At 39.2% G+C, this 15,106-nt stretch carries 13 protein-coding genes; 2 read left to right on the forward strand and 11 right to left on the reverse strand.

What is annotated here, in order from left to right:
• Nucleotides 1-10 precede the first annotated feature (10 nt).
• The 8 genes from NE363_RS13335 to NE363_RS13370 all read right to left on the reverse strand — a co-directional run bounded on the left by NE363_RS13335 (nucleotide 11) and on the right by NE363_RS13370 (nucleotide 10,524).
• A complete protein-coding gene (locus NE363_RS13335) occupies nucleotides 11-1,195 on the reverse strand; it encodes a VWA domain-containing protein (protein ID WP_445535259.1) in 1,185 nt (394 codons plus the stop codon).
• Between the two features lie 3 nt (nucleotides 1,196-1,198).
• Complete coding sequence (locus NE363_RS13340) at nucleotides 1,199-3,556, reverse strand: DUF5682 family protein (protein WP_445535260.1); 2,358 nt, start codon at nucleotides 3,554-3,556, stop codon at nucleotides 1,199-1,201.
• 76 nt (nucleotides 3,557-3,632) lie between these two features.
• Nucleotides 3,633-4,715, reverse strand: coding sequence for an ATP-binding protein (locus NE363_RS13345; RefSeq protein ID WP_445535261.1), 1,083 nt, complete (start codon nucleotides 4,713-4,715; stop codon nucleotides 3,633-3,635).
• A 32-nt stretch (nucleotides 4,716-4,747) separates the two neighbouring features.
• On the reverse strand, nucleotides 4,748-6,385 hold the full coding sequence (locus NE363_RS13350; protein ID WP_445535262.1) for a hypothetical protein: 1,638 nt from the start codon (nucleotides 6,383-6,385) through the stop codon (nucleotides 4,748-4,750).
• A complete protein-coding gene (locus NE363_RS13355; protein ID WP_347913329.1) occupies nucleotides 6,376-7,707 on the reverse strand; it encodes an SWIM zinc finger family protein in 1,332 nt (443 codons plus the stop codon). Before NE363_RS13355 ends, NE363_RS13350 begins: the two co-directional genes overlap by 10 nt.
• Before the next feature lie 185 nt (nucleotides 7,708-7,892).
• Nucleotides 7,893-8,546, reverse strand: a complete 654-nt coding sequence (gene adk, locus NE363_RS13360) for an adenylate kinase (RefSeq protein WP_445535263.1) — start codon at nucleotides 8,544-8,546, stop codon at nucleotides 7,893-7,895.
• A gap of 84 nt (nucleotides 8,547-8,630) precedes the next feature.
• Nucleotides 8,631-9,944 (reverse strand): hypothetical protein, encoded by a 1,314-nt coding sequence (locus NE363_RS13365; RefSeq protein ID WP_004703059.1) that lies wholly within the window; start codon nucleotides 9,942-9,944, stop codon nucleotides 8,631-8,633.
• A 61-nt stretch (nucleotides 9,945-10,005) separates the two neighbouring features.
• A complete protein-coding gene (locus tag NE363_RS13370) occupies nucleotides 10,006-10,524 on the reverse strand; it encodes a hypothetical protein (protein ID WP_004703061.1) in 519 nt (172 codons plus the stop codon).
• 236 nt (nucleotides 10,525-10,760) lie between these two features.
• On the opposite strand from NE363_RS13370, the gene mrdA reads away from it, so the two are divergent.
• Both mrdA and rsmD read left to right on the forward strand, forming a co-directional pair.
• On the forward strand, nucleotides 10,761-12,776 hold the full coding sequence (gene mrdA / locus NE363_RS13375; protein ID WP_039253406.1) for a penicillin-binding protein 2: 2,016 nt from the start codon (nucleotides 10,761-10,763) through the stop codon (nucleotides 12,774-12,776).
• The gene (gene rsmD, locus NE363_RS13380; protein ID WP_151740837.1) at nucleotides 12,776-13,321 is read left to right on the forward strand and encodes a 16S rRNA (guanine(966)-N(2))-methyltransferase RsmD; all 546 of its coding nucleotides are present in this window, start codon (nucleotides 12,776-12,778) and stop codon (nucleotides 13,319-13,321) included. Before mrdA ends, rsmD begins: the two co-directional genes overlap by 1 nt.
• Nucleotides 13,322-13,393: 72 nt before the next feature.
• Here rsmD and NE363_RS13385 read toward each other — a convergent pair whose 3' ends face one another.
• The 3 genes from NE363_RS13385 to ureG are packed head-to-tail and all read right to left on the reverse strand — an operon-like array spanning nucleotide 13,394 to nucleotide 15,100.
• A complete protein-coding gene (locus NE363_RS13385; RefSeq protein WP_151740892.1) occupies nucleotides 13,394-13,849 on the reverse strand; it encodes a hypothetical protein in 456 nt (151 codons plus the stop codon).
• Between the two features lie 57 nt (nucleotides 13,850-13,906).
• Entirely contained in the window at nucleotides 13,907-14,476 is a 570-nt protein-coding gene (locus NE363_RS13390; RefSeq protein WP_151740838.1) for a HupE/UreJ family protein, read from the reverse strand.
• A gap of 9 nt (nucleotides 14,477-14,485) precedes the next feature.
• Nucleotides 14,486-15,100 (reverse strand): urease accessory protein UreG, encoded by a 615-nt coding sequence (ureG, locus tag NE363_RS13395; protein ID WP_039248672.1) that lies wholly within the window; start codon nucleotides 15,098-15,100, stop codon nucleotides 14,486-14,488.
• Nucleotides 15,101-15,106: the final 6 nt, after the last annotated feature.

Genomic DNA, 15,106 nt, shown 5'->3' on the forward strand with positions numbered 1-15,106 from the left:
TTAACTACTATTATGTCAGATTTTGTTGGCTTGCATACCATGCATGAATATCCTGTTTTTCAATTGCAGTTGCCATGAGTTCGGGAAATTGATCAGGTGTACAGGCAAACGTTGGAATCCCCATATCAGCAAAGATCTGTGCATGTTGAGTGTCGTACCAAGGCGCACCATCATCAGACAATGCCAGTAGCGTAATGACTTGTACCCCACTGTCCAGCATTTCAGCCACTTGTTTGAGCATTTGCTTAGCATCACCACCTTCACATAAATCGCTAATGAGGATAAAAATCGTGTCTTCTGGGCGAGTAATTTTACTACGGCAGTATTTAATCGCTTTAGCAATATCGGTTCCCCCACCTAACTGTGTGCCGAATAACACATCCACAGGATCTTCTAACAAAGGGGTTAAATCAGCTAACTCGGTATCAAATACAATCATTTGCGTACTGACTGCACGGATACTTGCCATCACCGCCGCAAAAACACTGGAATAAATCACTGAAGGAGCCATCGAACCACTCTGATCAACACAGAGTATAATGTCTTTTAAAGCCGTTTGTTGACGTGGATGCCCATGTAACTCATGTGGAATAATGGTTTTAAAATCTTCTTGCCAGTGTTTCAAATTGGCCTGAATAGTGCGCTTCCAGTTAATGTCTTGCATGCGTTTAGGACGTCGTGTATCGGCTGAACGGTTAATACTGCCTCTAATCGCTTGCTGCAATGGTTGTTTTAGTCGGTTTTCAAGCTGCTCTACCAACTGACGTACCACAATACGTGCAGTTTCTTTGGTTTTCTCAGGCATCAAATGATTGAGTGAAATCAAAGTTGAAACCAAATGAATATCAACCTCAACACTCGCCAACAATTCAGGCTCTAACAACATTTGCTGTAAATTCAAACGCTCTAAAGCATCTTTTTGGATGACTTTCACTACCGAGGATGGAAAATACTGACGAATATCACCTAACCATTGCGCAACTCGAGGACTCGAATGCCCAAGACCACCTCGGCGATTAGGCTGCTGCGTCTGATAAAGTTCATTCAAACACTCTTGCATCTTACTATCTTGCATCGACCAATTCGGTAAATGCGAAGTCGAATTTGGGACTTGTCCTAAAATCAAACACCAACGTCGTTCTTGTTCCGCAAAGTCTGATTGTTCTAAAGTGATTAGTTCTTCATTCATGTTCATCACTTAAACCTCGACAGAAACAGGCTGTAAATATGTGTATATTTCATCTAATACCGTTTGAGCACGTTCGATGTCTAAAGTACCGAGCTCTTGTTTGATTGTGGTCGATTTTAGCGTCACTTTCTGAATTAATTGCTGTGATTCAGCAGGACTAAAACTGGAGGCTGTTCTCGCCAAAATTGGCAATAACTCAATAAATTGCTGCTCTTGTAATTGATTGACCCATTGGCTCACAGTATCCCAAAGGCTTTGCTCATGAATCAATAACAAAGCTTGATGAGTCAGAAAACCTTCAAACCAAGCGGCACTAAAGTCGGCTGTCTGCCCAATCGATAAAGCTCGTGAGAGAAATCCCTGTGTCTGTTCCACATCAATTAACTGCTGTTCTCGTGCTAAACGTACACAACAACCATGCAAATAACCTTGCATATATTCCAGCTGCAATAACTGTTGTAAGGTCTCCTGCCAGAGCTGCAATAATTCATCATGTTGCAATTGTTCTAAAAGTTCATATAAGGCTTGTAGTTGTTGAGCAAACTGCTGCGCCATTTCGGCATTCAGTTGTACACAATAACTTGGCAAACTCAACATCAAACGAATCGCTAAATGTTCTACCACTTGATGCAAATGTTGCATCGAAAACTGGCGCACGCTGCCATAACGAATTGCGGTAATTAGTGGCTTTAAGGTTGCCAAAATAATACTTGGATCTTGATGCTGGGTGGTAAGTTCATTCAGTTTATCCAAAGCCAAATTTAAGCTTTGGTCCAAACCAGACAATAAAATGCTTTCAATCAGTTGAGCAATTTGTCCCACATCTTCACACTGTTTGATCTGATATTCTACATAACTTTGCGTAGCAAGTTGCACGCTATTGCCCCACAATGACATTTCATTCAGATATAAACTACTTTCAGGCTGCCAAGACAACTGCCAAATTTCTTTAAAATTCCCTTGCTTCGCACCTGTACCTGCTAACTCTGCCCAAGCAACGCCAAGTAATTTAATACAATGCAGAAATTGACTTTTTGCCAAGTCGAATGCTTCACGTAAATCTAGCGTAATATCACGATGTGGTGCTTCAAGTTTTAAGCGAAAATGCTTCACTTGCTGTAAAAAGTCTTTTTGAATTGGCAACTCAATCAATTCAGCAGGTACTTGTCCCAATTGCTCATCTTCAAGCAATTTAGCTAAAATCGGTTGTGGAATATCTAAACCATGATTCAAGACCGAGCGAATTACCTCAAACAAATCTTCCAAATCAGGGATACGGCGTCCACGTAATTGCAATAAAGATTGGATCAGTTGTACCGCATCAATAATTTGGGCACTAGAGGCGTCATGACCTGCTTGGCGTAAGGCTTGGGCAAATTGACTTAACCAATCAATGGTAATTTTTTCGCCATCAACATTTCCGTCTAAAGCTTGTTGGTAATGCTTCCAAAGATGGGTATACCACCCAACCGCTTGTACACCTGCGCCATAACCATTATCTCGGCTCAATCGTCCATGTGTCCATGCAATCCATGCAGCATCAACTTTGATTTTAGGCAAACCTTTCAGTAAAGCGGTATCCGCTTTAGTTTGAGCTTTTAAATCTACCAACACAGGTGCATGCCATGCACCACAAATCACCACAATATTTTGATAGCCTTGCTTTTCTGCCTGCTTAATCACTTTGCGCATATAGGCTTCACGATACTGCTCCAGCAATTGATCTTCACTACTGTAATTTTCAGGTTGCTGGCTTAGCAAATGATCCCGTAAAGCTGCCATCGCATCGCTAATAGCAGTGAACATTTGTCCAGCATGTGGTTGCTGTTCGACTAGATGTTCCCAAAACCGTTCACTATCTTGATAGCCAGCCTGTTCAGCCAATAGTTGAATTGGATCTCGACGAATCGAAAGATAATGTTGTTCCAGATTATATTCTGACTCAATATCATCTTGCTGATTCAGCTCAACCTCTTGTTCATCTGTTAATGCCTGTTCATCCACTGAAGCTTTCTGTAGATGTTGTTCTGCCCATTGTTTTTCTAATGCAAAACGATGTTGCAAAGGTAGATCCATAAACTCTACTGCAACTTGCTGACGCAGCGCATATTGTAAAGCTTGCCACTCAGGTGAAAACTCAGCAAAAGGATAGAAGACCGCCTGTGATCGTACTTCTTTTTGTACAGGAGTATTCAACAACAATGCTACAGGCGGCTTAAAATCGGCATGTTGTAATTGGGCAATGATTGGATTGGCATCAGGTGGTCCTTCAATCAAAATACAATCGGGTTGAATCGAAGCCAAAGCATTACATACACTACGAGCCGAACCAGGCCCATGATGACGAATACCGAGAATATGCAGCATTTTTCTATCCTTTATTTCAATCACATCTTCTCCTTTTCAAGGAGAAGATTGGGATGAAGTCATTTATTATTAGGTTTTATTCTAAATCACGACAAGCACGATAAAGGTCTTGCCAACCCTCACGTTGTTTAATCACGGTTTCCACATATTCTTTCCAAGGCACAAGATCTTGAACAGGATCTTTTAATACAGCACCCTGTAAACCTGCTGCTAATTCATGGTCAGTTAAATTACCTGAACCAAAATGCCCAGCCATTACCCAACCATGACTCATCACAGAAATAGCTTCAGCTGTTGATAAGGTACCCGTAGTGGTTTTTAGCTTTTGCTTACCATCTAAAGTTTGTCCATGACGCAACTCTCTAAAAATCGTCACCAATTTTTGAATTTGAGCATCCAAAGGCTGAATCTCGGGAAGTTGCAAACTTTTACCTAATGACTGAACACGCTTTTGTACGATCTCGACTTCTTCTGAGATTGTGGCAGGCGGCGGTAAAATTACCGTATTAAAACGACGCTTTAACGCAGAGGAGAGTTCATTCACCCCTTTATCACGGTTATTGGCTGTTGCAATCACACTAAAACCTTGTATCGCTTGATACTCAATACCGAGCTCAGGCACAGGCAGATTTTTTTCAGAAAGCAACGTGATTAAAGTATCTTGAACATCTGCAGGAATACGGGTTAATTCTTCTACACGAGCGATCTTACCTTCTTGCATCGCGCGCAACATCGGGCTTTTGACTAATGCATCTTCACTAGGACCTTTAGATAAAAGTTGTGCATAGTTCCAGCTATAACGTAAAGTATCTTCACTAGTGCCAGCCGTACCTTGAATCAGTAATGCACTATTTCCAGAAATAGCAGCTGCTAAATGCTCAGATACCCATGATTTTGCCGTACCCGGCACCCCTAATAATAATAATGCTCGGTCAGTTGCCAAAGTTGCCACTGCAATTTCCATTAAACGGCGATTACCAATATATTTAGGTGAAATCACAGTTCCATCAGCTAAAGTGGTCCCCAATAAATAATCTATAACAGCTTTCGGTGAAAGTTGCCATTGTGGTGGTTTTGCTAAATGGTCATGTGCCTTTAATGCATCTAATTCATGAGAAAACTGTTGTTCTGCACGTGCACGTAAAACTTGTTGAGACATGTTGATTATCCTAATTTATGATTTATTGATCATTAAGCAATAAGTTTTTGTTTATACTGAATAAAATGAATCATTTGTTTCCATTCAGAAATAGAAAAAAGAGGTTGTAGACAACTGAAGTCGATTGGATAAGCTTCCAAAATCAGCCATTGTGCATGCTCTTTTAATAATGCAAATTTATTTTGATCCTGCTGCAAGTCCAAATTCCCATACGCGTGTTGTATTAACACAGCTGCCATTTCTGAAATTTTCTGATCTTGATGTAAAACTTTTGCTCTTTGAAATACATAGCAAAAATGTTCTAAATCTTGATTTCGATAATAGGACTCAAGTTGTTCTAATAATAATTTGCTTGCTGGCTCCTGATCTAGCAAACCAAAGATTGTCTCACGCTCGATCCTGCTTCGAGTTGATATTGTCACAGCTTCATACCATTTGATCTGATGTTGATAAAACCATAAAGCTAGATCACGGCGCTGCTCTCGGTAACAGCACAAAATAAATGCGCTCCACAGTGAATCTTTTTGTCGCGAATGTAATAAAAATAAATGATCCCAAGTACCAAATAATTCTAACCAATAGGCAAGTGGTAATTGGATTAAAATTCTTTTGAGATAAAGTACGCCCTGTGAACTTTCACAAAACTCCTGATAAGCCTGTTCGACTTGAGAACTTTGGTAAGCCGTTTTTAAACTTTTACGGCTTTCAACCAAATTTGCTTCTCGATCAAAGAAACCATAATCATTCAATGCATCATCTTGATCTAAGTTAATGTTGAATTTAACTTTTCTGGCTTGAACATCGTAGCTTAAACATGCACGCAGTAACGCCATAACCTCGTTATAGAGGGTATTATCTTGATAATATAAATAAAAGCTTAATGCTGCATTATTACGTACTGTCGCTGCATTCTGGGGTTCTAGTGTTTTCACATGCTGGTATAAAGCTTCAAATTGGGTTACTGGCATGTTATATGTCACTAGACTTTCAGCATGACTTTGCAAATGATTTTTCTGAATAGATTGTGACCAGAATTCCGCAATATACTGGTTAATAAAGTCTGGTAATTGACCGCACAATTGGCTCATCAATAAAGACCAATCACTATTTTTTGATTTCAACAACTGACGGATCAATGGTTCGGCATTTTGTTGTTTCAAATATTTCCACACTCTTTTCGCATCATCTACACGTGTTGTCACATCTCCCTGAAATGCAAACTCAGGTAAGACTGATGCCAATAACACTAGGTTCCGACACAGTGGTAAAACTTTCAACACCAAATAACGTGGAATCACTTGCTGCTGTTGTTGAGCAAGTTTTAAAATTTGATTAACCCAATCCTGATATAAAAATGGCGACTCTTGTGCAACAATCCATTTCAAAATTTGCACGAGCCCATCATCTAACTGCTTTTCATTTTCTATCTGATCAATCTGTGCGATATTTTTCTGAAATGTTTCGGGCATCTCTTGCAGTTGATAACCTGCTTGTTGCATCAGCACCCAATATTGGTTCAAGACCAATAAATCTTGGGCTGAATCAATCTCTTTAGGTACATAAACCTGCAATTCCTTAGGAGTTTTGATAACCTGCTTAAATTGCAGCCCTAAAGTCAGCTTGAGTAGTAACTGCTGATTAAACTCACTGTATGATGGAGTTAAAGACATTCAAATTGCCCTCCTTGCCAAATACTAACGAGTTTTAGTTGTAATCCATTCCATTCAACGCCTGCACTAAATGGCTCAGCCCCCACTAAAAACCATAACTCAACAAATTGTTTAATCTCAATTTCACACATTTTTTGATTCTGATCGACCAAATAAATTACTTTGTCATGTTTAACTAAGTGCAATTGCTCAAGCCAAAAAAAGCGTACTAACTGTAAAGGATATTGTTTTAAGCCATTCGCATATTGAGTAAATGCCTGATCAAAATTTTTAAAGCCTTTTGGCGCAACGAGCGTTAGGCTCAAATCATTGAACGACATTAAATTATCTTCTAAACGAAGACGTTGTTGGCTTATCACTGGATAAAGCTTAGCATTTAAAGCCAATTGTTTTTGATAAGGTAAGGTCACTCCAAAACTTGAATGAGGAGGTATTTCAAAATCCAGTATCAAGTAATCACGTAGGTTCTGACTATCCCATAACCATTGACGACGATAACGTCCACGAGTATTCACCAACTCCTGTGTTACTTGTCCTAAAGCGTATAGACCAAATTTATGAACTGGTATGTTATCCCATATATCAGCTGGCAAATTAATACCAAATAACTGTTTTACCTCTTCATACAGCTCAGGTTTAAGATGATGACGATTCTGCCATAAATGAATAGCAGTTTGTAATTTAGCCAACCAGAATGAACTTTCTATTTGCCAGTTGGTTTGATACAAAGCACTAGAAAATTCATCTAAATAACTCACCAAACCTGCAACTTGAGCATCTACTAAACGGCTTTGAATATCTCTGAATTTTTCGTGTTGTTGTTGGCGTAATCTTGCTAGCCCTATAGTAATTACATCATTTAGCCATGTTTGTAATGCATAAATCCCAGCATCCATTTTTTTCTCACGCGCCAATTGGCGTTTAAGTCGAGCTTCTTCATCAATAGGTTTATCAATCTTGTTTTCTTTTTTCTCAAGTGTTTTCGTTTTTTTATCACGCCATTTTTGTACACGATCAGGTATGTTTTGTTGGTCTGATTGCACAATAAATTTATCTTGATACTCGGTATACACTAATAATAATGCTAAGGCATGTTTACAAGGCCGTTTAAAACTTGGACAACTACATTCACACTTCAATTCAGGTAAAAAAATTGCACTTTGATAAATTGAACTACCTTGAATTTCTCCCCAAATCCATTGGTCAACTGAACCAGATATATTATTCCATGCTTCAAATTTCGCTAGTTTTTTAGCTGATTTCGCTGAACTTGCATCTGGAATAATTTGTTCCACCTGATCAGACTGAATCGTCAGCAACATAATTAACCCTTTAAAATAATTTTTTAATTTCAATGTTTTGGTTTATAGAATGGGACACACTATAAATGTTTTAAATTTAATTTTACATACTATTATTACATAGTGCGACATCTTATGTCGCCAACTATTCTTGATATAAAAAAACTGCTCAATGTAAACATTAAGCAGTTTCAATAAAAATAAAATTATTTGTCTAAGATGTTGAACAAATCTTTTTGTACATCTTCAATTGTACGCAAGCCATCAAGCTTGTCATAAGTTGGCGCATTTTCACCAGAAGCAGCACGACCTTTGTAGAAACCAACTAATTGCTCTGTTTCAGTATGATAAGACGCTAGACGCTTACGGATTGTTTCTTCTTGGTCATCTGGACGTTGAACAAGATCTTCACCAGTTTCGTCATCTTTACCTTCCACTTTAGGTGGATTGTATACAGTGTGGTAAACACGACCAGAAGCTGGGTGCTGACGGCGACCAGAAAGACGTTTTACGATTTCTTCATCAGGCACATCAATTTCGATCACGTGATCAATGCTGATGCCTTCTTTTTCCAATGCTTCTGCTTGAGGAATAGTACGTGGGAAACCATCGAAAATGCAGCCATTTGCACAGTCAGGTTGAGCAATACGTTCTTTTACTAAACCGATAATAAGTTCATCTGAAACTAAACCGCCAGATTCCATTACGCTTTTAGCTTTTAGACCAAGTTCAGTACCTTCACGAATCGCAGCACGGAGCATATCACCGGTTGAAATTTGTGGGACATTGTAGCGCTTACAGATCAACTGAGCCTGAGTACCTTTGCCTGCTCCAGGTGGTCCGAGTAAGATAATGCGCATAAAAAACATCCTCATTTAAAACAATGAATGAAGTCTGGCAGAAAAAGTCTCATTAATCTTCAATAGATCCTGCCCGACGTCGAATTATAAGAAAGCTACAAACAAATGTATTGTACCAGCAATAAATCCGGTTACCCCACCTAATACAATAAGAATCCACTCGTCCTCTTGAAATGCAGGACGTAATAAATTCTGAAACTCTTTTGGTGTTAGTTCACGAATACGCTCTTTAAACATTTGAAAAATCTTCTGTGCCCGGCTTGCATTTAGTGCAGGGTCACATACGGGTCCCATCGTAATTTCAATTGAACGATCAATCAAGTCCGTCTTTAATCTTGCGTACTCTCTTGGCCCTAAAGAAAGCTGTAAAGATGTACGAACAAGTGGTGTTTCCATAATTTCGTTAATATGACGCTTCACAATACGGCGCGTCTTATCTTTACGCGGCCCATACATCATTTCAGTCATAATCGATTTTAAGGTGATCAGATCTTCTGTAACTACACTTGAGAACACATCAGAGACTTCTTCTTGACGTTTCATGAAAGCTCCTTGGAAATTATACGTCCCAATTCGAAGAACTGGCACAATCCAAGGGAACTTACGGTCTTTTGTTAATCTAAAAATCTGTGGGTAACGAATATAATTTGGTTCAATTGGATTAAATACCATCCAGATTGCAATCCAGTTGGTTAAAAAACCCCAAATTGAAGCCCAAAACGGAACAGTCCAATGCCAAGGTACAACGAACCAGACAACCATTTGGAAAATACCAAAGAACATCCCGATTAAAGCACTAATATGCCAAATAAAGTTGATCTCTTTTTGGCCTACTTTTAAAAACATACGTACCATTAAACGGCGATCACCTTCCATCTGGCTCACGACCATTTCACGCATATTCACCAGTGACTCGACGTTCATGGTCAGCTCAGTCACCAATTCTCTTAATACACCGGGTAATTGTTTATGCGCCTGTGCATAAATACGGCGTTTAATTGAATAAGGTAAATTTTCCCAAAGTACGGCATTACGATCGATCATCACCTCATCAATCAAATGCTCAAGTTCAAATCCGACTTGCTCACCAATAATACGTGCCATGTCTTCAGGGTCCATGGCCTCTAAAAACTCACGTAAAGAACCTAATTTAGATAAAGTATTATCGGTGATAATTCCTGAAATACGTCCAGCTTTGCGCGGCACAATTCCTTGCCAACCGACTGGTAAAGGGCCTAAATGAAAACCCCAAAATTTGATTGGGTAAAATACCATTTTTAACGCCATCCACACATGTGCCCATGTGACAAAGGCAGTAACTGGGATGATACTTAAAACGGCCCAAAAATCAGGTCTGTGTAAAAAGGTCTGCCACAATCCGCTGACGTACTCTAACATGTAAGACTCTCGTATTTATTTGTGCTCTGCTTATGGCGAGTTAACGATAAACTGCTTTGTTTTATAAACCAAAACTTAGAGAATAAGAAAATTGAATCTGTGGTTTAGTCTTCGCAGCAACTGCTCCGTTCTGGTCAGTCAGTTTTTCAGCTGCACCAATACCGACACTAAAAGTACTAATTCTTTCTGAATTCAACAATACATATGCCAAATCGACACCAGCACCTAAACGAGATTTATACTCTCCATCCACTGGCTTGCTATCAAGGTGTCCAGCATAAAAGCCAATATAGTAGCCATTTTTATCCGTTCCAGTCAGATAGTAAGGATAGCGAAATCCAACCTGTCCACCAGCCGTTTTATCACCATTTAAAAATGCACCAACCTTGGCATAGGCAATACCATAAGGATTTACCCACTCACCATTAAGATGTAACAATTTTTGAGTAAAACCTGCACCTACATTCCAAGTAGACGCTTTGTGATCTGCTAATTTTGCTTCTGGAAGAAATGAATAATCTTGAGCATTTGCCCAACTGCTTACTGTCAAAACTGCAAGTAAGGGATAAATTTTTCTCATTATTTTCTCCATTTTCCCTAATCGTATAGTGAGAACAACCCTATTCTATTGAATGAAAGACTTTAACAGAATTATTTTGCTTCTTATATACAAGACTCTACAATTTTGTTGTCTACAAAGTCAAAAAAGCCAATTTTCCTCTTCACTGAAACTTTGAAAATTATGCGATATTTTAACTGCGCTTGCGTTAGAATAAGCAGCTATTTTTCTCACCCTATGTCATTAAGTCGATCCGTATGAAACAGCACTTTCCTTTAAAAGATATCCAGCAAGAAAAGCGCATTTATCGAGGTCGTATATTTTTTGCCGTAGGGATTGTTATCATCTGCTTATTAGTCTTAGCCAGCCGATACGCCTATCTGCAAATTTTTCATTACGATGAGTTCTCGACTGCATCGGATAAAAACCGCATTCGTTTACAACCACTCCCACCTGCTCGTGGTTATATTTATGATCGCAATGGGGTTTTACTAGCCGACAACTATCCAGTTTTTACAGCAACATTAAGTAAAGCAGATGTTGAAAATCCTGATGCCGTTATTGAACAACTACAACCCATCTTAGAACTTACTCAAGAAGATGTAGACCGTTTTAAAAGTCGTATTAAAACGGCACGAAAAACTGAACGCGTTGCAATTAAGCTAAACTTGACCGAGACAAATATTGCCAAGTTTAGTGAAGTTAAATACAAATTCCCTGGGGTCAGAATTGAAACCCAAATGACGCGCTATTATCCGCATGGTGAATTGTTTGCTCATGTGATCGGATATGTTGGCCGCATTAACGATAAAGAATTAAAAAGTATTGATAAAGACTTATATGCTGGAACAAACCTGATTGGTAAAATTGGCGTAGAGAAAAGCTATGAAGATTTACTTCATGGGACGCCAGGTTATGAATCTGTAGAAGCCGATGCTCATAGTAATGTATTGCGTCATTTAGGACGTAAAGATCCAACTCGTGGTAATGACCTCTATTTATCATTAGATTATGGTTTACAAGTCGTAGCATCACAGCAACTTGCTGGTCGTCGTGGTGCAATTGTTGCGATAGACCCACGTACTGGTGAAATTCTTGCGTTAGTTTCAAGCCCAAGCTTTAACCCAAACCTATTTGTGACGGGTATTAATCATAAAGATTATAGCTCTCTACGTGACAACATCGACCAACCTCTTTATAACCGTGCTGTTCAAGGGGCATACCCTCCTGGTTCGACCATTAAACCAATGGAAGCAATGGGCGGTTTACATTATGGTATTGTCGACTGGTCTACTGCTATTTCTGACCCGGGTTATTTCCATTTACCTGGTGACTCTCACAAATTCCGTGACTGGAAAAAAACTGGTCATGGTATCGTGAACATGCACAAAGCCATTATCATGTCTTGCGATACCTATTTTTATATTTTGGCAAATCAAATGGGCATCGACCAGATGAACCAATGGATGCGCCAATTTGGCTTTGGTCAAAAAACAGGTGTCGACTTACCAAGTGAAAGTGAAGGTTTATACCCAAGTCCAGAATGGAAAATGCGTACACGCAAAACCAAATGGATGAAAGGTGAAACAATTTCAGTCAGTATTGGTCAAGGTGCATTTACTGCAACCCCACTACAACTTGCAATGGCAACTGCAATCACGGCAAATCATGGTTCTCACGTTACTCCTCATGTTTTACGCGCATCGCATGGTGCAAAACCGTTTACAGTCCGTAATGCACCTGATGGAAAAATTAATTTTAATGGTACAGATGAAGACTGGGTAAAAATGCGAGAAGCCATGATTGATGTAATTCAATCAGGTACTGGACGAGGTATCCGTACATCGCTTTATCAAATTGCCGGAAAAACAGGTACAGCACAGGTTAAAAGTATTGCACAGGGTAAACGTTATAACGAAGCTGCGCTTAGTGAACGCCAACTTGACCATGGTTTATTCGTTGGGTTTGCACCTGCTGACAAACCTGAAATTGCTATTGCGGTCATTTGGGAAAATGGTCGTCATGGTGGTTCCGCAGCTCAACTTGCTAAGCCGATATTTGATTACTGGTTATTAACCCGCAATAAAAATCCGATTCGTCCAGCCAACCATCAAGTTAATGGTGGCCTTATGACGGCAGGAATTAAACCAGGTGAGCTTCCAAGTGGCGGCGAAACTGCTAGCTCTACGCCAGCACCTGCTACAACTACCGCAGCAGCATCTGCTCCACAAGCTACTCCTGCTCGCCCTGCTACAAATGAGATCGATGAATAATGAAAAATCAATTACGCATTATTGGGGGCGAATGGAAAAGACGAGTTTTACCATTCGCAAGTATTGAAGGTTTAAGACCCACCCCAGATCGTGTTCGTGAAACGTTATTTAATTGGCTCATGTGGGACATTCAAAATGCTCAGGTTCTCGATATCTGTACAGGTTCTGGTGCATTAGGCTTTGAAGCGCTTTCACGCGGTGCCGCATCTGTTTATATGATTGAACCTGATAAGACTCAAGCACGATTTTTAAAAGAGAATATCCAGCTTTTAAAAGCGCAGAATTGTCATTTATTCAATGCAACTGCTCAGCAAGCATTACCGCGCTTAAAAGAACAATTTGATGTCGTTTTTTTAGATCCGCCTTATAGTCTCGATCTATGGCAAGAGCTCGCTCAATTGGCAGATTCACATATCAAAAATAATGGATACATTTATATTGAAGCTGACCGAGATTTATCCCAGCTTCATCTTCCTGCATCATGGCAACAAGTGAAAACCACTAAAGCAGGTACTGTCCACGCAGGGCTTTATCAGAAAATTTAAACATGTAGAATTTTATAAAGAATTAATTTACCTGATCTATTTATTTGAATTAGATTATTTTATTTTTTTATTTCAGAATAAATAGATCGTAAAAAATCGTATGAGTTGACCTCGATCATAAGGAAAACTCGAAATATATTCATAACCAATTTTCAGTCTTGGATTAACACTATAATTAACTCCATATCCAACTGAAATAGATAAATCTTGAATATTAAAATGATTCGTTAAACCATTACTGTTTTTGTTCTGAAGTTGCCCGGTATCATAGGCCGTATAATTATAAATTACCCAACGCTCATTTGAATAAAACTCGTTTTTGAGCACATTATAGTTATTAACTTCATCATCATGCTCAATGGCTAACCGCCTTTGTTCCAAGTTTAAATCTGATTGATCTAATAACTGCTCTGTATCTAGTAAAGTAGAATCACTTTCTGGTTGAAAAAAATCATAGGCCTGAACATATCCACTGTAAAAGATAATCAGCGCTGTAAAAACAGGATAAATATTTTTATGCACACACATTTTATTTTGCAAATCCAAAAAGGTAGCTTAAAGCTACCTTTTTTTGCAAGGGTTTAATTAACTTAAACCAATTACTGCAACAATTGCTGCGCAAGTACCCATAATTTTTTTGCCATAAGGAACATATCGCGTAAACAATGCACCTAGTGCTAAGCCACAGCAATAGATAAGTGCCATACCAGTAACCATACCAGCTACTAATGCAGCAATATGTCCCGCATGTGCGAGTTCAACACCATGCGCTATACCATGAAAGCTTGCGAGTAATGCGGCAGCAATAGGCAAAATTCGATTTGATTTTGTCCATAGTGCAATCGCTGTAACAATCAAAGAAGCAATAATGCCGTATTCAGCAATACTGGCTGGCACTAAACCTTGAGCACCTACTAAAAAACCTACAATCAAAGTAATGCTTAGTGTAATGACACCAGCAATTTTCCATTGTTTAGCGGCTGACCATAACAAGATACCAAAACCTAAAGCCATGACTAAATGATCAAGCCCAGTAAAAGGGTGAATAAAACCCGCCATAAACCCTGAATGTGCATGATCATGTCCCGGATGTGCCATGGCTAATGCCGGCAACATGCTAAGTAGCCCAATGCCCCATTTCTTAATGAAGTTCATAGTTACTCCTTAAGCCTTAAACAGACCTTGTTTCTCAATAAATTGAATAATTTGTTCAAGGCCATCTTGTGTTTTCATGTTTGAAAATAAAAATGGCTTTTCACCGCGCATGCGTTTCGCATCTTGGTCCATGACATCAAGGTTTGCACCGACCATTGGTGCAAGGTCAGTTTTATTAATAATCAGTAAATCTGACTTGGTAATACCCGGCCCGCCTTTACGAGGGATTTTTTCACCACCTGCTACATCAATAACATACAAAGTTAAATCAGAGAGCTCTGGGCTAAATGTCGCGGCTAAATTATCACCACCACTTTCAATAATAATAAGCTCTAAGCCATCAAATTTTTCGCAAAGATCATCAATCGCAGCCAAGTTAATTGAGGCATCTTCACGAATTGCTGTGTGTGGGCAACCACCTGTTTCCACACCCACAATACGATCTGGCGACATGGCTTCATTACGGGTTAAAAAGTTTGAGTCTTCTTTGGTATAAATATCGTTTGTCACTACAGCCATATTGTATTTATCACGCAAGGCACGGCATAAGTTAAGCGTAAGTGCTGTTTTACCCGAACCTACTGGTCCACCAATTCCAACTCTTAACGGACTACGTTCTGTCATGATTTT

The organism is Acinetobacter sp. G18, assembly GCF_052660225.1.